The organism is Kitasatospora atroaurantiaca, assembly GCF_007828955.1.
GTDB classification, from domain to species: domain Bacteria; phylum Actinomycetota; class Actinomycetes; order Streptomycetales; family Streptomycetaceae; genus Kitasatospora; species Kitasatospora atroaurantiaca.
This window is the reverse complement of record NZ_VIVR01000001.1, coordinates 3,302,936-3,324,705: the sequence shown is the minus strand read 5'-3', so window position 1 is coordinate 3,324,705 and position 21,770 is coordinate 3,302,936. Positions and strand designations below refer to the sequence as shown.

Annotated in this window: 14 protein-coding genes; 6 read left to right on the top strand and 8 right to left on the bottom strand. The window is 72.4% G+C overall.

Going from position 1 to position 21,770, the window contains the following annotated elements; all coding sequences use genetic code 11:
* Window positions 1-35: 35 nt before the first annotated feature.
* From FB465_RS15295 to FB465_RS15270, 6 genes are all read right to left on the bottom strand, one after another.
* On the bottom strand, window positions 36-1,226 hold the full coding sequence (locus FB465_RS15295; protein ID WP_145791157.1) for an ATP-grasp domain-containing protein: 1,191 nt from the start codon (window positions 1,224-1,226) through the stop codon (window positions 36-38).
* Between the two features lie 64 nt (window positions 1,227-1,290).
* The gene (locus tag FB465_RS15290) at window positions 1,291-2,682 is read right to left on the bottom strand and encodes an MFS transporter (RefSeq protein WP_145791156.1); all 1,392 of its coding nucleotides are present in this window, start codon (window positions 2,680-2,682) and stop codon (window positions 1,291-1,293) included.
* 70 nt (window positions 2,683-2,752) lie between these two features.
* Window positions 2,753-7,807 carry a non-ribosomal peptide synthetase gene (locus FB465_RS15285; protein ID WP_145791154.1) on the bottom strand — a complete coding sequence of 1,685 codons (5,055 nt, stop codon included), beginning with the start codon at window positions 7,805-7,807 and terminating at the stop codon, window positions 2,753-2,755.
* 77 nt (window positions 7,808-7,884) lie between these two features.
* Complete coding sequence (locus FB465_RS15280) at window positions 7,885-11,658, bottom strand: non-ribosomal peptide synthetase (RefSeq protein WP_145791153.1); 3,774 nt, start codon at window positions 11,656-11,658, stop codon at window positions 7,885-7,887.
* A gap of 154 nt (window positions 11,659-11,812) precedes the next feature.
* Window positions 11,813-13,102, bottom strand: coding sequence for an ATP-grasp domain-containing protein (locus FB465_RS15275; protein WP_170290593.1), 1,290 nt, complete (start codon window positions 13,100-13,102; stop codon window positions 11,813-11,815).
* 105 nt (window positions 13,103-13,207) lie between these two features.
* A complete protein-coding gene (locus FB465_RS15270) occupies window positions 13,208-13,387 on the bottom strand; it encodes a hypothetical protein (protein WP_145791149.1) in 180 nt (59 codons plus the stop codon).
* A 128-nt stretch (window positions 13,388-13,515) separates the two neighbouring features.
* Here FB465_RS15270 and FB465_RS15265 point away from each other — a divergent pair, with 128 nt between their 5' ends.
* Complete coding sequence (locus FB465_RS15265) at window positions 13,516-14,547, top strand: LuxR C-terminal-related transcriptional regulator (RefSeq protein ID WP_145791148.1); 1,032 nt, start codon at window positions 13,516-13,518, stop codon at window positions 14,545-14,547.
* Window positions 14,548-14,831: 284 nt separating this feature from the next.
* Here the strand turns inward: FB465_RS15265 and FB465_RS15260 are convergent, their stop codons facing one another.
* Window positions 14,832-15,368: a DUF6197 family protein gene (locus tag FB465_RS15260; protein ID WP_145791146.1), complete on the bottom strand. Its 537-nt coding sequence runs from the start codon at window positions 15,366-15,368 to the stop codon at window positions 14,832-14,834.
* 190 nt (window positions 15,369-15,558) lie between these two features.
* On the opposite strand from FB465_RS15260, the gene FB465_RS15255 reads away from it, so the two are divergent.
* Window positions 15,559-15,792 (top strand): hypothetical protein, encoded by a 234-nt coding sequence (locus FB465_RS15255; protein WP_145791144.1) that lies wholly within the window; start codon window positions 15,559-15,561, stop codon window positions 15,790-15,792.
* 125 nt (window positions 15,793-15,917) lie between these two features.
* Window positions 15,918-16,469: a methylated-DNA--[protein]-cysteine S-methyltransferase gene (locus FB465_RS15250; RefSeq protein WP_145791142.1), complete on the top strand. Its 552-nt coding sequence runs from the start codon at window positions 15,918-15,920 to the stop codon at window positions 16,467-16,469.
* A gap of 41 nt (window positions 16,470-16,510) precedes the next feature.
* On the opposite strand, the gene FB465_RS15245 is transcribed toward FB465_RS15250, so the two are convergent.
* Window positions 16,511-17,599 carry an ATP-grasp domain-containing protein gene (locus tag FB465_RS15245; RefSeq protein WP_145791140.1) on the bottom strand — a complete coding sequence of 363 codons (1,089 nt, stop codon included), beginning with the start codon at window positions 17,597-17,599 and terminating at the stop codon, window positions 16,511-16,513.
* 563 nt (window positions 17,600-18,162) lie between these two features.
* On the opposite strand from FB465_RS15245, the gene FB465_RS15240 reads away from it, so the two are divergent.
* From FB465_RS15240 to FB465_RS15230, 3 genes are all read left to right on the top strand, one after another.
* Window positions 18,163-19,590 (top strand): family 2B encapsulin nanocompartment shell protein, encoded by a 1,428-nt coding sequence (locus FB465_RS15240; RefSeq protein ID WP_145791138.1) that lies wholly within the window; start codon window positions 18,163-18,165, stop codon window positions 19,588-19,590.
* A 231-nt stretch (window positions 19,591-19,821) separates the two neighbouring features.
* Window positions 19,822-20,937, top strand: a complete 1,116-nt coding sequence (locus tag FB465_RS15235) for a family 2 encapsulin nanocompartment cargo protein polyprenyl transferase (RefSeq protein ID WP_145791136.1) — start codon at window positions 19,822-19,824, stop codon at window positions 20,935-20,937.
* Between the two features lie 70 nt (window positions 20,938-21,007).
* Window positions 21,008-21,766, top strand: a complete 759-nt coding sequence (locus FB465_RS15230) for a bestrophin-like domain (protein ID WP_145791133.1) — start codon at window positions 21,008-21,010, stop codon at window positions 21,764-21,766.
* Window positions 21,767-21,770: the final 4 nt, after the last annotated feature.

The following is a 21,770-nucleotide window of genomic DNA, read 5'->3' as shown; positions in this document are numbered from 1 at the left end:
TCGGCGGGGTCCGGCCTCGCGCACCGACGGCGGGGTCACGCCTCGGGGACGGTCTCGATGGCGAGAGTGGCCCGGACGTGGGCGATGGAGCGCTCCAGCTGCGCGTCGTCGTCGGCGCTGAGCAGGACGGCGGCGGGCCGGTCGGCCGAGCAGGTGGTCGGGCGGACCGTGTCGCCGGGCCGTACGCCGACGAAGACCCGGGCCACGCCGGGGTGTTCGCGGACCTCGGCGAGCCCGGTCACCGCGGTGACCCGCCCGGGCCGGGCCAGCGGGAAGAGGCTGGCGCTGCGGCCGTGCGGCACAGCCCGTTCGACGGCGGGCACCGGCATCCCGAGCGCGAGCCGGACGAGCGCCTCGTACATGTCCAGGCCGTGGACCAGCCCGACCGCGTCCATGATGGAGTCGCCGGGGGTCCGTACCGCGACCTCCATGATCACCGGGCCGGCCGAGGTCATCCGGAACTCCAGGTGGGCGATCCCGGTGTCCAGGCCCAGCGCGGCCACCACGTCGCGGCCGAGCTGCTGCCCTGCCCGCTCGACATGGGCGGGCGCGCCGCCGACCCGGTGCGCCGTCTCCACGAAGTGGGGCGGCCCGGTGGTCTCCTTCGCGGTGATGTTGCCGAGCAGGACCTTGCCCTCCCGGACCAGGCCCTCCCAGCTGTACTCCGGCCCACGGGCGGCGGACTCGACCAGCAGGCGGCCGTCGTGTGCCCGGTGCTCGACGGCCTCGGCGTACGCCGCCCGGTCGCGGACCAGCTCCACACCCGAACTCCCGGAGCCGCCCAGCGGTTTGAGCACCACCGGGAACCGGGCACCGGCCCACTCGCCGGCCTCGGCGAGTGAGTCGGCGACCAGGAACTCGGGCTGCGGCAGGCCTGCCGAGGAGAAGCGCGCCCGCTGCAGTGCCTTGTTGCGGGAGACGACGGCGGCGCCGAGCCCGGGCCCCGGCAGCCCCAGGTAGTGACCGACCAGGGCGGCGGCCATCACCTGGTGCTCGCCGAGGCCGAGGACGCCGTCGGGGGCCCGCTCGGCGGCTGCGGCGAGCGCGGCGTCGGCCCACTGCTCCTCGGCCGTGCCGGGCACCAGCTGGACCCCGTCGACCAGGTCGCGGAGCGGTTCGGCGCGCTCGGCGGTCTCCACCAGCCGTACACCGACCTGCAGCCGCTTGGCCGCGATCAGGTACGGCAGGCCGAGGTCGCCGATGCCGACCAGGAGCAGTTCCGTCATCTCGTCCTCCTCGGGCCCGGTCCGCCCGCGCGGGCGGACCGGGGTCGTCGATCGTGGTGCGGGGTCAGCTCTTGGCGGCGAGCTTCGGGGCGTCCTCCGAGGACTCCGAGGACTCCGAGGACTCGGACGACTCAGGGGCTGCCTCCGACGAAGCCTCCGACGAAGCCTCCGGCTCCGGCGACTTGTTCAGGCCGAGCTCCTCGGCGAACGAGGTCTTCCGGTAGGCGAGGTACATGAACAGGCCGGGCACCGCCGCGACCAGCGTCATGATGATCACGACCGGCCGGTAGGAGCCGGCGGCCAGCATGGCGCCGGCCACGGCGGCACCGGCGGGGCTGGTGCTGTTCATCAGGGTGCGCATGAAGGTCATCGTCCGGCCACGGACCTCGGCCGGGATCCGGACCATGCGGACCACCTGCGAGGAGACGGTCATCGGAGCGGAGAGCATGTCCGAGAGGACCAGGCCGATCAGCACCACCGGCAGCTTGAGGATGAGCAGCAGCCCCAGCGAGGCGCCGGCGAAGATCTGGAGCAGGCCGATCCGGCCCATCTGGCGGTCAGACGGCTTCAGCGCACCGGCGATCAGCGAGCCGATCAGACCGGCGCCGTTGGCGGCGCCGAGCAGCAGGCCGAGGGTGTGGGCACCGCCGGGGAGGGCGTTGTGGGCGAGCCAGGGGTTGGTGACCCGGAGCATGCCCATGGCGCAGTTGAAGAGCGCGAAGCCCACGGTGATGCTGAGCAGGACCCGGTCGGCGCGCAGCAGCGCGATGACCGGCCCCCAACCCCAGTTGCCCGAGCCGGACTTGGCCTTCTTCCCGGCCGACCCGGCGGCGGCGCCCGGCTGCGGAGCGGGAGCCGGAGCGGGCTCGGGGCGGGCCAGCGAGGTGCGGATCGCCGCGATGGCGAGGGCGAAGATCAGGTAGCTGCCCGCGTCGAGGGCCAGGACGGCCTCGCCGCCGATCACCGGGATGAGCAGACCACCGATCGCCGGGCCGGCGAAGCCCGCCGCGCCGTACGCGATGGTCTCCAGGGCGGCGGCCGGCTGCAGCTGCTCCTTGGGGACCAGCTCGGGCACGATGGTCGGCACCGCGCCCAGCGGGACGATCTTCAGCAGACCGTAGCTGCCCGCGACCACGTAGAGCTGCCAGAGGGCGACGTCGCCCACCAGCGCAACCAGCGGCACGCTCGCCACCAGGACGCCGCGGATCACCGAGTCGGTGATCAGGACGGCGCGGCGGGAGAAGCGGTCGAGCAGCGGGCCGACGATCGCACCGCCGAGGATGACCGGCATCGTGTAGCAGATGGCGAGCACGCTGAGTGCGCCCGCGCCGGCCTTGGAGATGGCGAGCCAGGAGAGGGCGGTCCAGGTGGCGCCGTCGCCTATCAGGTTCAGGACGGAGGCCGACCAGAGCAGCCGGTAGTCCCGCAGGCGCAGGACGGACAGATAGGACTTCATCGGGTTCTTCTCGTTTCGGGTGACGGGCGGGGGGAGCGGTGTGGACGGGACGAGGAAGCGGTGTACGGGGTCAGCTGCGGTCGGTGGAGTCCGCCCAGGCCTCCGCCACGATCCGGGCGGCCTCGGCGGCCCGGGTGCGGATGAAGTAGTGGCCGCCGTCGGGGAGTTCGTGCAGTCGCAGGTCGGGGGCGACGAGCTTCCACTCGGTGTGGATCCGCGGGTACTCGGCGGTGGTGCTGTCGTCGGCGGCGGCGACGAAGCTCAGCGGTGCGCGCAGCGCCGGCCGGTCCTGCTCCGCCCGGACCGCGAGCAGGTACCGGTGCGAGCTCTCGACGTCGTGACGGAAGAGGGTGGCGATGGCCTTGGCCCGGCTGAGGTCGAGACCGTCGTCGATGCTGTAGCCGGTCCGCTCGATCAGCCAGTCCACGATGTCCTGGTCGGACATCCCGTGCAGCAGGTCGATCTGCTCCTGGGTCTCGTCGGCCGGGTTGAGGAGCTTGCCGCCGATGACCAGGTGTCGCAGGTCACGGTCGTCCTGCTCCAGCTGCCGGGCCGCCTCCACCGCGATGGCCGCGCCGCCGCAGTGCCCCCAGAGCAGGACGGGCCCGTCGGTCCGCTCGGCGATCTCGCGGGCGACCAGGCGCCCGGTGGTGGCCACGTCGCGGCAGGGCTCGTCAGGGCGCAGCAGGTCGTGGCCGGGAAGTTCGACGGCGTACACCGCGATGCGGTCGTCGAGGGCCGCCAGCTCCTGGGCCAGCGGGACGAAGGCGGCCGCGTGCCCGGCTGCGTACGGGAAGCAGACCAGCGTCGCCACCGGGTCCTCCTGCGCCGGGGTGAGCAGCTGCAGGTGCGAGGTCGTGTCGGTGTCGCGGGACGAGGACTCGGCCGCGGCGGCGGCCAGCCGGTCGAGTTCCGGGTAACGCATGACGTCGACCAGGGAGACCGAGCCGTCGAGCAGCAGGCCGACCCGGAGCGCGGCGAGGGAGTTCCCGCCCAGGTCGAAGAAGCTGTCCTGGGCCCCGATCCGGCCGACCGGGATACCGAGCACCTGCGACCAGGCCTCGGCGATCCGCCGCTGACCCGGGGTCAGGCTGCCGCCCTCGCGGGGCTTTGCGGCCACGGCCGGGGCCGGCTCCTCGGCCGTACGTCCCTCGGGGAGCAGGCGGGCGTCCTCGGGGGCGAGCGCGAGGTCGGCGCTGACCGACGGGCCGTCGGGGTCGGCCGTCATCAGCTCCAGCACCTTGAGGTAGTAGCCGCCCATCCGGTCCACCTGCTCGGAGTTGAGGACGTCGGCGTGGTGGTGCAGGCTCAGGCGCACGTTGTCGTCGAAGAAGTGCCGGGAGAACTCGGCCCGGAGCACGAACTCGGTCTCCGCCTGCACCTGGACGTCCAGCAGGGCGAACTCGGGGAGCTGCTTGAGCTCCTTGAGCAGGTAGAAGTGGGTGAAGTTGAAGACCGTCTCGAAGAGCGGCCGCTGGGTGCCCAGGTCCTGCTTCATCCGGGCCATCGGGTAGCGGCGGTGCGGCAGCAGGTCGATCTCGGCCCCGTACACCGAGCGGATCAGCTCACGCCACGATCCGCCGGTCAGCGGGATCCGGAACGGCACGGTGTTGAGGAACATCCCGATCGAACGGTCGGCGCCCTCCAACTCCGGCCGGCCGCTGTGCTCGTAGCCGCTGAGCACGTCGCGCGAGCCGGCCAGCAGGCCGAGGACCCGCATATGGGCCGCGAGCAGCACGTTCTTGACCGGGACGCCCACCTCGTCGGCAAGGCGGACGATCCGCTCGGACAGCTCGTGCGAGATCGGCACCGGGCGGATGCCGACGGCGAACTCCTCCTGGTCGGGGGTCTCCGGGCGCGGTATCTCCGTCCCCTCGACGCCGTCCAGGAGGCCGGCCCAGAACGCCCGGGCCTCCTCCGAGCCGAGTGCCCGCTGCTCCAGGCCCACGTGGTTGCGCAGGTGGTCGCCGGGCGCCTCGGGCAGCGGGCGACCGTCCCGCAGGCGGTAGTAGATGTCGAAGAGCCGGGTGTGGACGAGGTTGATGCTCCAGCCGTCCAGCGCCGAGTTGTGCAGGCTGATGTTGTAGCGGTACAGGTCGTCGCGGAGCACCTGGACGTGCAGGCTGATCAGCCCGGGCTCCTCCCAGCGGAACCGCCGGCCGCGCTCCTCCTTGACCCACTGCTCGAACCAGGCCTGCTGCGCGTCGGGCGTGCGGCCGCGCAGGTCGGTCACGGTCAGCGGCAGCGGTACGGTGCTGCGCACGATCTGCAGGGCCTCGCTGAAGCCGACCAGGTGGAAGGTGGTGCGCAGGATCGGTGCCTGCTCGACCAGGATGCGGACGGCCTCCGCGAACACCTCCGGGTCGAACGGGCTGGTGATCAGGTAGCTGATGATGTCGTGGTACTGCGCGGTGCCCCGGGTGATCTCGCTCTGGAAGATCAGGCCGGCCTGCAGCATGGACATCGGGTAGGCGTCCTCGGCGTCCGCCGGGAGCAGGGCCCGGTCGGCGTCGGGGACCAGCGAGAACGGCGCGAACTCCTGCGACTCGGTGGCGGTCCTCTGCGCACCGGAGTCGAGCATCGCCGCGAGCTCGGCGACCGTCGGGTGCTGGAAGAACTGCTGGAAGCTGAAGTCCAGGCCGAAGGACCTGGCCCGGGCGAGCACGCTGACGAAGTGGATCGAGTTGCCGCCGAGGGCGAAGAAGGAGTCGTGGACGCCCACCTTCTCCTCGCCCAGCACCTCACGCCAGATCTCCGCGAGCCGCTCCTCGGTCGGCGTCGAGGGCGCGGTGTACGCGGCTCCGGCCGTCTGGCCGGTGGCGGGCGGCTCCGGCAGGGCCCTGCGGTCCAGCTTGCCGTTGGGCGTGACCGGGAGCGCGTCGATCCGGACGATCCGGGCGGGCACCATGTGCTCCGGCAGGATGCCGCGCAGGTGCTCCTTCAGCTCCTTCTCGTCCGGCCCCTCCTGAGCGGGGCCCCTCTGGCCAAGCGTCACATAGCCGTACAGGTAGACCTGCTCGTCGGCGGCGCGGTGCGGGACGACGACGGCCTCGGCGACCGCCGGGTGGCGGCGCAGCTGCTCCTCGATCTCGCCGGGCTCGATCCGGAAGCCGCGGACCTTCACCTGGTTGTCGATCCGGCCCAGGTACTCGACCGTCCCGTCCGGCAGCCAGCGCGCCAGGTCACCGGTGCGGTAGATGCGCTGCTCGCCCTCGAAGGGGTTCTCGACGAACTTCTCGGCGGTCAGCTCCGGGCGGCCCAGGTACTCGCGGGCCAGCCCGACGCCGGCGATGCACAGCTCGCCGGGGATGCCGACCGGCTGCGGCCGGAGCCGGTGGTCGACGATGTGCAGGCGGATGTTGTCGATCGGCGCGCCGATCGGCACCCGGCGCGGCTCGACGCCCACCGGCAGCGCGTGGTGCGAGACGTCGACGGTGGCCTCGGTGGGCCCGTACAGGTTGATCAGGCGGGTCCCCGCGGCGGAGGTGAGCAGCTCGCCGAAGCGGGCCGCGAGGTGCGGCGGCAGGGCCTCGCCGCTCGCGAAGACCTGGCGCAGGCCGGCCAGCGCCCCGGTGGCGCCGAGGCTGCGGGCGTAGTCGAGGAAGACCGCGAGCATGGACGGCACGAAGTGCAGGGTGGTGACGCCGTGCCGCTTCACCGCCTCGATGATCGCCTCGGGGTTCTTCTCGGCGCCCGGGGGCAGCAGGCAGACCGCCGCGCCCTCGAAGCCCCACCAGAACAGCTCCCAGACGGAGACGTCGAAGGAGATCGAGGTCTTCTGCAGGATGACGTCGCCGGGGGCCACCGGGTACGCCTTCTGCATCCACGTGATGCGGTTGACCGCGGAGCGGTGCTCGACGGCGACGCCCTTGGGGTTGCCGGTCGAGCCCGAGGTGTAGATGACGTAGGCGAGGTCGGTGGAGCTGCCGGCCACGGCGGGCGAGGACGCGTCCTCCGCGTAGGACGCCTCGTCGTCGAGGTCGACGGCCTCGACCTCCCAGGGCACCAGCTCCAGCGAGCTCCGGCGGGCCAGGGCGAGCTTCGCCCCGCTGTCCTGCAGGAGGTAGTGGATGCGGTCCTCGGGGTAGGTGGGGTCGACCGGCAGGTAGGCGCCGCCGGCCTTCAGCACCGCGTACACGGCGACCAGCATCTCCAGCGAGCGCTCGGCGACCACCGGGACCAGCACATCGGTGCCGACCCCGCGGTCGACGAGGGTGCGCGCGAGACGGTTGGCGCGGGCGTCGAGCTCGGCGTACGTCACCGTGCGGTCGTCCAGCACGACGGCGGTCGCGTCCGGCGTGGCCAGAGCCCGGCGCTCGAACAGCTCGTGGATGCGGACGGTGTCCTCGAACGGCGCGGCCGTGTCGTTGATCTCGGCCAGCCGGCGCAGGTCCTCGTCGGTGGTGAGCTCGACGTCGGCGAGGGCGGTGTCCGGCGCGGCGGTCCAGCGGTCGAGCAGCAGCCGGAAGTGCCGGGCGATCCGCTGCGCGCTCGCGGCCTCGTACCGGGCGGGGTCGCAGCTGACGGTCAGCCGCAGTCCGCCGTCCGTCCGGTCGAACTCCAGCAGGACGGGGGCGGTGAGGCCGGCGTGCAGCCCGTCCAGACGCAGTGCGGTGTCGAAGAACGGGTTGCCGCCGTCCGGTGCGGTGAGCCCGGCCTCGGCCGCGATCAGGTCCAGCGGGTAGTCCCGGTGCTCCAGCGCGCCGAGCACCGCCTCACGGACCCGGGCGAGGGCCGTCCGCAGGTCGGTGGAAGCGTCGAGCTCGCAGGAGAGCGGCAGGGCAGCGGTCAGCGGTTCGCCCTCGGCCAGGTCACCGGCCGGCACCGGCTGGCCGAGGGTCACCTCCTCGGAGCCCGTGCTGCGGTGCAGCAGCCCGGCGAGCGCCGTGGCCAGCAGGACGTGCAGGGCGTCGGCGCTGCCCTTGCTCGTCCGGTCCAGCCGCTCGGTCAGCTCCGCGCCGAGCGGCTCCTCGGCGACGGCTGCGGCGGCGACGGAGGCCGGGTGGTCCGCCGGGAAGGCCGTACGGGTCCAACCGGGCTGCACCACGCCCTTCCAGTAGGCGGTGCCGAGGGGGCGCTGGGCTGCTGCGATCTTCCGCTGCCCGGAGTTCACGCTGGCGTACATGGTGTCCTTTCGGAGCGGTCCGGAGCTGGTCCCGGACCCGGGGTCGGTGCCGTGGGACGTCGCAGGTCGACGCGGCGTCACAGGTCGAACTCGATGTCGACGGTGCGGGGAATCCGGGGCTTGGGGGTGTGCCCGAGAAGGCCGGCGACCGGGGTGTCCGGCGCCGCCAGGGCGCCGTCGACGATCCTGAGGAGGACATCGCGGAAGATCTCCGCGGTGGCCTGGTCGAACAGGTCGGTGCTGTAGGCCCAGACCGCCCCGATGCTGTCCGCCGCCTCGAAGAAGTGCAGGTTCAGGTCGAACATGGTGTGGGTGGTGGCGGTGTCGGCGGGCTGCACCGTGCCGCCCAGGAACGACTGGGTGTCGGTCCCGGCGGGCTGCAGGGCGATCATGGCGTCGAAGAGCGGGTTGCGGCTGTAGTCGCGTTCGCCGGCCACCTGCTCGACGAGCGCGTCGAAGGGGTGGTCCTGGTGACGGAAGACCTCCACCACCTGCTCGCCGGTCGAGCGCAGGTACACCTCGAAGGGGTCGTCGGGGTCGATCCGGCTGCGCAGGCAGACGGTGTTGGCGAACATGCCCGGCAGCTCGGCGAGGTCCGGCAGGCTCCGCCCGGCCGCCGGGATTCCCGCGACGACGTCGTACGAGCCGGTGACCGCGGCCAGGAACAGTGCGTGCACCGCGGCCAGGAAGCTGAAGGTGGTGACCCGGCGGCTCGTGACCAGGGCGCGCAGGGCGGCCGTCCGGCCGGCTCCGAGGTCGAAGGCCAGCCGGTCGCCCGCGGTGCCGCGGGTCGCGGGCCGGCCGCGGTCCGTCGGCAGATCCGCGCCGACCGGCGGCTCGGCGAAGACGTCCAGCCAGAAGGGCTCCTGACGGCTGCGCACCTCCTCGCGCCCGGTCGCCTCCCACCAGTGCGCGTAGTCCCGGTACCGGTGCTTCGGCTCGGGCAGCGGCCGGCCCTCGTACAGGGCGGCGAGCTCGGCCAGCAGCACCTGGACGGCGGTGCCGTCCGCGATGATGTGGTGGAGGTCGAGGAGGAGCCGGGAGCCCTCCCCGTCGGGGTGCAACGCGGCCCGCAGCAGCGGCGGTTCGGCCAGGTCGAACGGGCGCAGGAACTCCATGACGGACGGCGCGGGCCCCGCACCCCGCCCCAGCTCGAACGGGACGGCGGGCAGGACGCGCTGCCTGACCTCGGTCCCGTTGTGCTCGAACGCGGTCCGCAGCACCTCGTGACGGTCGATCAGCGACCGGAACGCCCGCTCCAGCCGGTCCGCATCGACGCCCCGAGGGAGGTAGGCGACCAGCGGGATGTGGTACGAGGTGGCCGTCGCGTCCTTCAACTGCTCGACGTAGAGCCGCTTCTGCTGCGGCGGCACGGGATAGTCGGGCTGCTCCGGCGCGCGCGGAAGCTCGCGCGGCGCCCGGTCGGCCGGGCTGTCGCAGGCCACCCGCACCAGCCGGGCCACCTCCTCGATGGTGGGGTGGGAGAGCAGCAGCGCAGCCGAGAACTCGATGCCGAAGGCGCGCTGGATCCCGCTGCCGAGGATGGCCGCGGTGAGCGAGCTCGCGCCCAGGTCGAAGAAGTCGTCGTGGACGCCCACCGAGTCCAGGCCGAGCGCCTGCTGCCAGAGCCCGACCAGGACGGCCTCGGTCTCGTCGCGTGCGCGGGTCCGGGACGTGTCGGAGTGCCCGGGGTGCGTGGGCTCCGGCAGCGCGGAGCGGTCGACCTTGCCGTTGCGGTTGAGCGGCAGCGCGTCCAGCAGCACGATGTGCGCGGGGACGAGGTGGGCCGGCAGCCGTCGGGCCAGCGCTTCGCGCAGCTCCCGGGTGTCCAGGTCCTCGCCCGAAGTCACGTACGCGCACAGGTACTTCTCGCCGCCCTCGGCCCGCTGGTGGGCGACCACCACGGCCTCCTGGACGCCCGGCTCCCGGAGGACCTGCTGGGCCACCTCGCCGGGTTCGACGCGGAAGCCGCGGATCTTCACCTGGTCGTCCACCCGGCCGAGGAACTCGAGGGTGCCGTCGGGCAGCCGTCGTACCAGGTCGCCGGTGCGGTAGAGCCGTTCGCCGCCCCCGAAGGACGCCTGGACGAACGCCCGGGCGTCCAGCTCGGGCCGTCCGAGGTAGCCGCTGGTCAGGCCGTCGCCGCCGACCAGCAGCTCGCCGGGAATGCCGAGCGCCTGCGCGCCGCCGTCGATGTCCACCACATGAGCGGTCGAGTTGGCGATGGGCAGGCCGATCGGGATGCGGTCGTCGAGCGGCAGGGTGACGTGGTGGGTGGTGGAGAAGGTGGTGTTCTCGGTCGGGCCGTACCCGTTGACCACCCGCAGGCCTGGGCAGGCGGCCAGCACCCGGCCGATGTGCGGTACGGACAGGGCGTCACCGCCGACCAGGAGTTCGCGCAGGGGGCGGAAGAGCAGCGCGTCCTGCTCGACCAGTTGGTTGAAGAGCGGCGCGGTCAGCCACATCGTGGTGATCGAGCGGGCGGCGACGGCGCGGCCCAGGGCGGCCGCGTCGAGGATGGTCGCGTCGTCGGTCAGGTGCAGGGTGCCGCCGTTCAGCAGCGAGCCCCAGATCTCGAAGGTGGCGGCGTCGAAGGCCAGCGCGCCGGTCTGCAGGATGCGGGTGTCCGACCCGAACTGCGCGAAGTTGCTGCCACGGACCAGCCGGACCACGTTGCGGTGGCTGATCGGGACGCCCTTGGGCCGGCCGGTGGTGCCCGAGGTGTACATCACGTACGCCCGGGCCTCGGCGTCGCCGGGGGTCTCGACGGCGTCCTCGGTGCTGTCTGCGGCGCTGTCCGCGGCGGTCTCCCAGGAGAGCACCGGGACGCCGGCGGCCGCCGCCGCGCTCCGCCCGGCGTCCGCGGCGAGCATCAGCCCGGCGGCGCTGTCCGCCACGACGAACCGCACCCGGTCCGCCGGGTAGCCGGGCTCGACCGGGACGTAGCAGGCCCCGGCGCGGAGGATGGCCAGGGTCGCCACGACCATGCCCGGCGTGCGCTCGGCACACAGCGCGACCGAGCTGCCAGGGCCGACACCGTGGCGGCGCAGCCGCGCTGCCAGCCGGGCCGAACGGCGGTCCAGCTCGGCGTAGTCGAGGACCGTCCCGTCGGCGCCCACCACCGCAGGACGGCCCGGGGCCGCGGCGACCTGCTCGGCGAAGAGGGCGGGGATGCTGCGGTCCCGGGGGTACGGGACGGCGGTGGCGTTGCAGGTGTCCAGGAACGCCTGCTCCTCGGCGGTGAGCAGGGAGGTGTCCGCGACGAGCTGCGACGGCCGGGCGATGACGGCGTTCAGGACCGCCACCACGTGCCGCAGGACCGTCTCGGCGAGCAGCGGATCGGCGGCGTCGGCGTGCACCAGCGCGTCGAGCCGGACGGTGCCGCCCTCCCGCCGGGCCGACACCGCCAGGTCGAACGGGACGGCTCCGTGCGCGGTGGTCTCCCGGAAGAGTGCGGCCGCGTCCTCGATGTCCTCGGCCACCACGACGGTCTGCGGCTCGACCTCGTCCCCCCGGCGGGTCACGGCCCGGCCGGGAGCGGCCGTGCGGGCGGTCTGCCGGACGAACTCCCCGAGGGTCAGCCCGGGGTCGATCCCGATCACGTACGGCTCCGCGCCGGCCGCCCCCGCGAGCAGCCGGCCGACCGTCACCTCCGCACGGCCGGTGTACCTGCGGAGCACCAGGGCCAGGGCGGCCGGCAGCAGGGCACCGTCGTCCGGCCCGGCGGGCGGCAGCGGGAGGGTACGCACGGAGCGGTGCAGCGAGCACGACGCGTCCCCGGCGCACGGGCGCGCGCCGGGGAGATCCAGCGGATCCTCGGGCGTTCGGGCAGGCGTGGTGAACGTGCTCACTGCGATCGGCTCCTCAGGTAGGGCGTGCGGGCACAGCGGTGCGGCGGGGTGCGCCGGACCGCAGGGGGCACCACGCGGGCCGTCCTGGGTTCCAGGCGGGCGCGGCGTGTGAGGGGGTGAAGAGAGTGGCGGGACGAGGGAGTGTCAGGAAGGGTCAGTAGGCGTACGTCGCGACCAGGGCCCGGTCGATCTCGGCGACGGTCCGCAGCAGGTCCTGGTGGTCGGCCGCGGTGCCGTAGACGACACCGAGACAGCTCTGCGTCCCGCCGCGCCAGTCGAGCGCGCTGCCGGCGGCCGCCCGCCACTCGACGAACTGCACGCCGGGCACCGCGGCGACCAGCTCGGTGCCGTCCAGGGTGAGGACGCGGGTGGCGTCGGCCGGGGCCACCAGGTAGCGGCGGTAGGCCAGCCGGCTGAAGGCCGGGGGCTCGACCCGCGCGTCCAGCCCGACGGCGGCGCGGAGTGCGGCGCGCAGCAGGCCGGTGCCGGAGGAGCGGGTCAGGACGTCGTTGACGTAGCCGCCGATCCGGCCGTTGACCTCGATGATCCGCGGACCGTCGGCGGTCAGCTTGAGTTCCGTGTGGGTGACCCCGACGGTGACCCCGAGCGCGGTCACCGCCTGCCCGGCGAGGTCCGTACAGCGCCGCGCCAGCTCGGCGGGCAGGGTGGCCGGCAGGAACTGGCCGACCTCGCGGAACGGCTCGGCGAGCGGGAACTTCCCGGTCACGCAGACGTGCTGGACCTCGCCGTGCTGGACCAGGGACTCGACCGAGACGTAGTCGCCCCAGTCGCCACCCGCACCGGCCGGGTCCCCGACGAGGAGCTCCTCGACGACGAACTCCTCGGCAGGCCCGGTGTGTTCGGGGATCCCGGCGAGTGCCGTCCGGAGCTCCTCGGGGGTCTCCACCCGGTACGTGGCGCGGCTGCCCGCCCCCTGGCGGGGCTTGAGCACGGCGGGCAGCCCGACCGTTGCCACGGCCTCGGCCGCATCCTCCGGGCCGTGCACCACCAGACACCGGGTGACCTGCACGCCGGCGGCGGACAGGGCCTCCCGCTGGAGGTACTTGTCGGTCAGCCGGGCGGCCGTCGTGGGGTGGTGGAAGGGCAGGCCGCACCGCTGCGCCAGCTCGGCGGTCTCCAGGATCGCGTACTCGCTGAAGGTGGTGAGGCCGTCGGGCCGCAGCTCGGCGAGCGTGTGGGCGGTACGTCCGAGGTCGTCGTCGATCTCGACGACGTCGGCGTACTTCCGTATCTCGGGGAGGATTTCGGCGACATGGGGTCGTGCCGGGTCGCACAGGAAGACCGTCCGGCAGACGCCGCGGGCCGCCGCCAGGATCTCGGCCGGTCCGGCCGATCCCAGGTCGTAGAGGATTGCCGCGAGCGGGAGCTCCGTCCCGGACGTGCCGGCGGAACGGCGCGGGTGGCGGGCCGTCTCAGAAGGCATGGCAGAGAGATCCGTTTCTCGGTACATGGTGCGTGTGCGGCGGTGGTTCGCCGACCGGGCTCCGGACGGCTGCGGAGCCCGGCGGGCTGCGGACTGCCCGGCGGATCAGCCCCAGCCGAGGTCCTCCGCGATCGGGGTACCGAGGGCGGCCGGCTGGACGGTGGCGGCGGCCCGGGTGTGCCCGGCCGGTGCGGTGGAGCCCTGAGGGCCCGCACACGCGAGCGCCGCCACGGCGGCCGCTGCGAAAATTCCGGGCAGGGAGAAGTGGCGGATTCGCGCAGACATCAGTACGTACCTGTCGGGTCGGTGCAGCGCCATTCGCGCTGTCGGATGACCCCACTATGCAGATCTCGGGCGCGGACATGACGAACTGTGAGGGATCATATTTTCGAATGGCGTAAACATGAGGGTGGATGAAGGTGAGCAAGGTGGACATCGAGGGCTTTTCGGGCTTTCCTGAACTCGATGAAACATGCATGAGAATCTACGAATTCACGGCACGTCACGATGAAGTTCGCGCTCCAGAGCTGCCGGCGGCGCTGAAGCTGCCCGACCGGACGGTCGGCAGCGCGGTGCAGAGCCTCCTCGCCCTTCGCCTGCTGCGCAAGGTGGCCGGAGACCCCCAGCGGCTCGCCGTCGCCTCTCCCGCCTTCGTCGGGGCGGAGGTGCTGGCCCCGGAGCTCCGCAGGCTGACCGAACGCCAGAAGAGCCTCGCGAGGCTGCAGGCGGACCTGGCAGGCCTGATGCCCTTCTATGCGGAGAGCCCGGCAGGACGGCTCCGCCGCCAGGCCGTGGAACCGCTGCCCGACCTCGAGACGGTCCGGCAGGTGCTGACCGACCTCGCCGCAGGCTGCCGGTCCGAGGTGCTGACCTCCCAGCCGGGCGGGCCCCGCGCGGAGGAGGTGCTCAACGAGCAGGTCGCCCGGACGGACGGCCTGCTGAGGCGGGGTGTCCGGATGCGTACCCTCTATCAGCACACCGCCCAGTTCAGCCCGGGGACCGTCGAGCACGTGCGCCGGGTCACCGAGCTCGGTGCCGAGGTGCGTACGGTGAGCGACGCCTTCATGCGCCTGATCGTCTTCGACGGGGAGACCGCCGTCATCGCCCTGCGTGACAATTCGCTGGGGGCGGCGCTGGTCCAGGATCCGAGTGTGGTGGATTTCGCGGTGGCTTCTTTCGAAAGGGCTTGGGCCGCTGCGGTCAATTTCCCGGTCGCCTATGACAGGGGTCATGTGATTTCCACGTCCAGCGACGTGAAGCTCTCGATCATGCGGCTTCTGGTCGAGGGATACGGCGAGAAATTCATTGCCGGCCGCCTGGGAATGTCCCTGCGGACCTGCCAGCGGCACACCGCGGAGATCATGCAGCAGATCGGCGCGCGCAATCGCATGCACGCGGGCTACCTGATCCACGCGAAGGGGCTCCTGGCCCAGGGCGAGGGGTGAGCCGTCCCGCCGGCCCGCGGCTCGCGTGTCGCTGGACTCCTGCCGGAGTCCCGGACGGGCGTCCACCGAGTGGCGCTCGCGTGCGGGAGTGTTCGGCCTGTGAAGCGATGGCCGCTATTTCTCCGCATTTCGGTGCGGGTGGCGGTCTATCGTCCGTACTTCGGTCGCGAACGGTCGCGAACCGTATCGGACGGTATCGGGTGGGTGCTGCGCGGTCGCGTCGCGGCGGGGCTCGGAGTGTCCGGAGCCCGGCCGGGCCGCGGTTGCGCTGCGTGGCGTGAAGGTCAGATGCCCAGGTGCAGGGCGCGGGCGGCGGCGTGGTCCAGCAGCTGGTGGATGTCGGCCTGCCGGGTGGTCGGCGCGTCGTTGTACTCGTCGGGGGAGCTGACGGGCCGTCCGGTGGTGTGCAGCACCTCCATCACCTGGACCCTGGCGCGGCGGGCGCTGTCCGGGGTGCCGTAGCCGTGGGCGAGGACGGCGGCCTGGGCGCCGAGGAGGCAGACCCGGCCGGTCGTGTCCCACATGGCGCCCTGCAGCCATCCGTGGAAGGTGAGGTACCGCGAGGTCAGCCGCAGGTGGTCGGCGACGCTCACCGGTGCGGGGGCGGCGGGACGGCGGAGGATCCGGTCGAGGAGCGTCGGGCCGGGCATCGGGTAGCCGGCGTTCCAGGGCTGGAGGGCGCGCCCGAGCGGGCAGACGTACGGGACGAGGGGGCGGGCCGGGGCCGGGAGGGAGGCCAGGTACGCCGCGATCTCGGCGACCAGGCCGGAGTCTTCGGCGGTCAGTAAGCGGTGCTCGGGCGACGGGGTCCTGACCGGCATGGCGGGCTCCTTGATGGGGTATGTCCTGGTTTGCTCTCCCTATCGTTGATAACCCGAAACGGTGCCCGCCGCCGCGCAAGCGGCGCGCGAGGCGGGCGGACGTGTCGGGGCCGGAGTGTGGGCGGCAGCGGTGGGCGGCGGGCCGTCGGCGGTCGTACGGTGGACGGGGGCCCACTGTGAGGAGGCCGCGATGCCTGGTTCTGTCACGATCGGCCACACGGACGCGCTGGTGATGCTCAGCCACGACGACGCGAAGCGGCTGTCGACGGTGCTGCGGGAGATGTCGGACCTGCTGGGGCAGTCAGGCCCCAACCGGCTCAGCGATGCGCAGGTCAGCGCACTGTGCGAGGGGAAGGCGCACCCCCGGGACGAGTTCACGGAGTGGTCCCGGCGGGTCGGCGAGTACCTGAAGGCGCACCTCTGACATCTGCTCGCCGGTGACCTCGGCCAGGGCGGTGGCGGTATCGGCCGCTCTGGTCGGGGGCGTGCCCGCCCGGCTGGCTGCGGACGGCCTTGGGCGGGACAGTGCGGCGGAGTAGCGTGCGGAGCATGTCGATCTCCTGGGTCACCGTCGGCACGCCGCTCCCCAGCGGGCCGATATGCCTCGCCGTCACCGCGCTCGGGGTCGCCGCGGTCTCGTACTCGGGGGAGTCGGTGGGCGGCGTGCGGGTCGGGACGCCGCAGTGCACGGACGAGGAGAAGGCCGGACTGGTCACGGCCCGCCTCGGGGAGTACTTCGCGGGCCGCAGGCGGGAGCTGGAGCTGCCGATCGACTGGCGGTTCGCGACCGGCCCGCACCGTACGGTGCTGCAGACGCTGCTGGCGCGGGTCCCGTACGGCGCGACCATCACGTACGGCGAACTCGCAGCCCGCAGCGGGGTGTTCGACGAATTGCAGGACGCGGGCGGGGTGGCCGCGCGGACGGTGGGGCAGATGATGGGGGCCAACCCGCTCGCCCTGCTGGTGCCCTGCCACCGGGTGGTCGCCTCGGACGGGCTCGGCGGCTTCGGCGGCGGCCCGCGCGGGCTGGAGACCAAGCGCTGGCTGCTCACCCTCGAGGGCGTGCTTCCGCCGACCTTGGACTGGAACGGCCCGGCCTGACGTCCCCGGCCCGGGGGCCGGAGACGTCGGAGCCGGCTCCGTCACACCAGTTCGGCCGCCATCGGGGCGAGCCCGGCCGGGGCGCGGTGCTCCCGCGCGCCCGGCACCTGGCGGGGCAGTACGGGCTGCACTCCCGACACCAGGGTGTAGTCGCTGCCCAGCAGTTCGAGTGACGGCAGCAGCGCCGGGGTCTCGCCGAGCGCCAGCTGCACGGCCGCCCAGGGCAGGTTGAGCCCGCAGAGCCGGAGCTGGTGCAGGCCGCCGGACGGCCGGGTGTTGATGTCCAGCAGCACCGGGGCGCCCCGGTGGTGCCGGAACTGGACGTTGGACAGGTAGGCCACCCCGAAGGTCTCGATCAGCAGCCGGGTCGGCTCCAGGTAGCCCGGATCGGTGGTGAAGCTCCGACGACGGTGCTGCTTGGTGCGTCCGACCGAGGCCAGCAGCCGGCCGCCGGGGTCGGCGAGGCAGTCCACGGACACCTCGGGGCCCTCCAGGTACGGCATCACCAGCAGGTCGGCCGGGTCCTCGGCAGCCTCCAACGCCGCAGCCACCGCGTCGAGTTGGACGCTCGCACTGGGGAACCCGGCCAACTGGCGCAGACTGAACGGCTCGCGGGTGAGCACCCGGAACCCCTCGCCCCCGGCCCCCGAGGCCGGCTTGAGGCAGGCCTTCGTACCGTCCGCCTCCAACTCCTGGACCGCGGCGAGCAGTTCGTCGGCCGTCCGGACGTGGTACCACGGCGGGACGGGCAGCCCGATCGCGTCCATCGCGGCGTAGCCGTCGACCTTGCTCTCGAAGACCGCGATGGCCGAGGCGGGCGGGCAGACCAGTGCCGTGCCTATCGCCTCGAAGTCCCTGCGGCGCAAGGAGATCGCCAGCTGGCAGAGCCGGGGAAGGAAGACGTCGATGCGGTGCCGGGCGCAGTACTCCAGGGCGAATTCGACATACGCCTCCGGGGAGAGTCCGTCGGGTTCGAGCGAGCCGAAGTCGGCGGCGGCGAGCACGGGGGAATCCGGATCCACATGGGTGGCATGGACTTCCACCGGGCGCGGAGCGTCGCGCAACAGGTCGATGAAGAAGACATTCTCGGCATAGGTACGGTTCAGCCAGACGCGTACGGGGGCGCTCACGGAGGTCTCCCTGGAAAAGGGGGTGGAACGGCGGGGAGGGCGTCCGTTGCGATGACATCTCTCGGGTACCCGGGCGCGGGTGCGGGCACGCGAAGCTTGTCGGCCGGCCATCGTTTGGACCGCGCCCTGTGGTGGCACCTTAGCGGTCGCCGCGGTCCGGGTGAACGGGGGGTGGGGGCTCGCCTCCGGCCTTCCCGCTGCGACCCCGCCGGGAGGGCGGTCGGCGGCGCCCGCGTCGCCTCAACCAAGCTTGCCAGAACGGGAGTTGACGCCATGTTGCAGGCATGTTCCAAGCCTGGCCGGCGCGTTGCGATGATGTGAAATCTCGGGTGCACGCCCCGAGCCGGGCCGGACGGTGGCTGTTCGAGCTCCCCGTGGCCATGACATGCGGAATTCCCAGATCCTCGAGTGAACTGTCGAATTGTTATCGATCAGCTGAGCCAGTCGTACTAATAATTCAACTCTTTCGACCACTCGAATGAGTGATTGCAGGTTAGGCCGAATGGCGACAGCATGATTGTGCAAGGCGAAACTTCAGGTGCTCATGCGGAGGGTTCCTCTCTATGTCGACCGAAACCAACGTTGGTATTCCTGCGCAGGGTGGGCAGCCGCAAACTCGGCAGCAGTCGAGTCTCGGAACCGCCGGTGCGAGGAATCTCGCGACCACCACCAAGTCCGAGCCTCAGATGCAGGGCATCAGCTCGCGCTGGCTGCTTCGGATGCTGCCCTGGGTACAGGTCGCCGGCGGCACGTACCGGGTCAACCGCCGCCTGACGTACGCGGTGGGGCGCGGCCGGGTGAGCTTCGTCAAGACGGGTTCGGAGGTGCGGATCGTCCCGCCGTCGCTGCGCGAGGTGCCGGTGCTGCGCGGCTTCGAGGACGATGCCCTGCTGGCGGAGCTGGCGGGCCGGTTCACCCAGCGGGAGTTCGCGGCGGGCGAGGTGATCGTCGAGGCCGGGCAGCCGATCGAGGAGGTGTACCTCATCGCGCACGGCAAGGTGAACAGGGTCGGCACCGGAAAGTACGGCGAGACCGCGGTGCTCGGCGTGCTGGCCGACGGCGACCATCTGGGCGACGAGGCCCTGCTGCAGGCCGACGCACTCTGGGACTACTCGGTCAAGGCGGCCACCGCCGGCACCGTGCTGGCGCTGCCCTGGCCCGCGTTCCAGGAGTTGGCCGACCGCTCCGAGGCGCTGCGCGAGCAGATCATCGCCCACCTCGCCGACTCCCAGCAGTCGCAGAACAAGCACGGCGAGGCCGAGATCGAGCTGGCAGCCGGCCACGAGGGCGAGCATGAACTGCCCGGCACCTATGTCGACTACGAACTCGAGCCCCGCGAGTACGAGCTGAGTGTGGCTCAGACCGTGCTCCAGGTGCACAGCCGGGTCGCCGACCTCTACAACCAGCCGATGAACCAGATCGAGCAGCAGCTGCGGCTGACGATCGAGGCGCTCCGCGAGCGCCAGGAGTACGAGCTGGTCAACAACCCGGACTTCGGCCTGCTCCAGAACGCCGAGTACGACCAGCGCATCCACACCCACTCCGGCCCGCCCACCCCGGACGACATGGACGAGCTGCTGAGCCGCCGCCGGGGCACCAAGATGTTCCTGGCCCACCCCAAGGCGATCGCGGCCTTCGGCCGGGAGTGCAGCAGGCGGGGCCTCTACCCGGACGCCACCGAGGTGCAGGGTCACCACGTCCCGGCCTGGCGCGGGGTGCCGCTCTTCCCCTGCAACAAGATCCCGATCGTGGACGGCCACACCAGCTCGATCCTCGCGCTGCGTACCGGCGAGGACAACCAGGGCGTCATCGGCCTGCACCAGACGGGCATCCCGGACGAGTACCAGCCGAGCCTCTCGGTCCGGTTCATGGGGATCAATGAGAAGGCGATCATCTCCTACCTCGTTAGCGCCTACTACTCCGCCGCCATCCTGGTGCCCGACGCGATCGGTGTGCTGGAGAACGTCGACGTCGCCCGGCCGCGTGACTGACCGGTCCGAACCGGACCGGATTCGGTCCACACGCTGATCGCCGGGCATGGCCGGCGGGGCCGAGGCCGGGCGAGGCGAAACGCTTCCTCGGCCGCCCGCCGGTGAATGCCCCGCCGGTCGGACCAGAACAGTGCGAGCAGAGCCCGGCCCGGATCCGGACCGGTCGTACGGCCCGGCGGGGCCTCGTCAGGGGGCCCCGCCGACGGCCGACCATCTGGGGGAGGAGCACACATGGGGATCTTCACGCTGGAGCGGGACGACCGGGAGGGACACGCGGAGTACCGGGGCCGGATCCCGGCACCCGGAGGCGTGCCCGGTCAGGAGAGCGAGGCCGTCGACGTCCTGGACCGCACCCGGGCGGTGGTCGACCCGGCCATGCGGGGAGCCGTCGGCACCCTGCCCGAGGCGATGCGCCGGATCGCGGGCTACCACTTCGGGTGGTGGGAGGCGGACGGCGTGCCGTCCGCCGCGGGCTCGGCCGCGGGCACCGGCAAGGCGATCCGCCCGGCCCTGGTGCTGGCGGCGACCCAGGCCGTGGGGGGCCGCCCGGCCGAGGCCGTCAGGGCGGCGGCCGCGGTCGAGCTGGTGCACAACTTCACGCTGCTGCACGACGACGTCATCGACCGGGACCAGACCCGCCGTCACCGCCCCACCGCGTGGAAGGTCTTCGGCACCACCGAGGCCATCCTGGTGGGCGACGCGATGCACTCGCTCGCCCTGCGCACCCTCGCGGAGGACGGCCATCCGGCCGCCCCGGCGGCCGTCCGCCGCCTCGCCGACTGTGTGGTCGAACTCTGCGCCGGCCAGCAGAGCGACTGCGCCTTCGAGCTGCGCAGCGACGTCTCCCTGGCCGAGTGCCTGGCGATGGCCGAGGCCAAGACCGGCGCCCTGCTCGGCTGCGCCTGCGCCGTGGGCGCGCTCTACGCGGGGGCGGACGAGAGCGCGGCGAGCGCGATGGACGCGTTCGGCCGGGAGATCGGCCTGGCCTTCCAGCTGATCGACGACCTGATCGGGATCTGGGGCGACCCCTCGGTGACCGGGAAGCCGGTCGGCGCGGATCTCGCGGCCCGCAAGAAGTCGCTGCCGGTGGTCTTCGCCCTGGGCTCCGGTACGGCCGGGGGCGCCGAGCTCGCCGGCCTCTACGCACTCGAACGTCCGCTGACCGCAGAGGAGTTGCTGCGGGCCGCCGCCGCGGTCGAGGCGGCGGGCGGCCGGGCCTGGGCGCAGGGGGAGTCCTGCGAGCGGATGGCCGCGGCGATCGACCATCTCGCCGACGCCGTACCGGACCCGGCGGCCGCCGACGACCTGCTGGCCCTGGCCGAGCTGGTCACCCGGCGCACCCGCTGAACCCTTCCGTCACACCTCTCGCCACACCTGGGCCTCGTCAGAGGCTGTCCCAACTGCAAGGAAGCACCGAATGAGTTGGTTGGACATCGGAATCCTGGTCGCCGTCCTGGCGGTCATCGCGGCAGGGCTGTACGGCCTGCAGCGCTACGTCCCACACCCGGTACGGGAGGTCCACAACGATGTTGCGGGCTTCATCTTCGCCGCTGTGGGAGTGCTCTACGCCGTGCTGCTGGCCTTCGTGGTGATCGCCGTCTGGGAGAACAACGACGCCGCCCGCAAGACCACCTTCAAGGAGGCCGACTCCCTGGCGGGCGTCTACTGGATCTCCCGGGAGCTGCCAGCCCCGCTCGGCCCCGAGCTGGAGCGACGCACCCTCGACTACGCCCGCATGGTCAAGGACACCGAGTGGCCGCTGATGGCCGAGCACAAGAGCAGCCCGGAGGCGACGGACCTGGTCTACAAGATGCGCGCGGACGTCTTCTCCATCACGCCGGCCACGGACCAGCAGCAGGTCCTCTACGAGCACGCGGTCACGCACCTGGAGAGCCTCGCCTCGGAGCGCCGTGAGCGGCTCAACCAGGTGGACGAGGAGGTGCCGCCGCTGCTCTGGGTCGCCCTGATCGCAGGCGCCGTCCTGACCGTCGGCTTCACCTTCCTCTTCGGGCTCTCCAACACCTTCTCGCACGCCCTGATGGTGCTGGCCCTGACCGGCTTGGTGGTGATCTCGCTGATCGTGATCAAGGAGATGGACTTCCCGTTCACGGGGGTGACGGCGGTCAAACCCACGGCCTTCGACGTCTTCCTCCACCGGTTGCCACCGCCACGCTGACCTG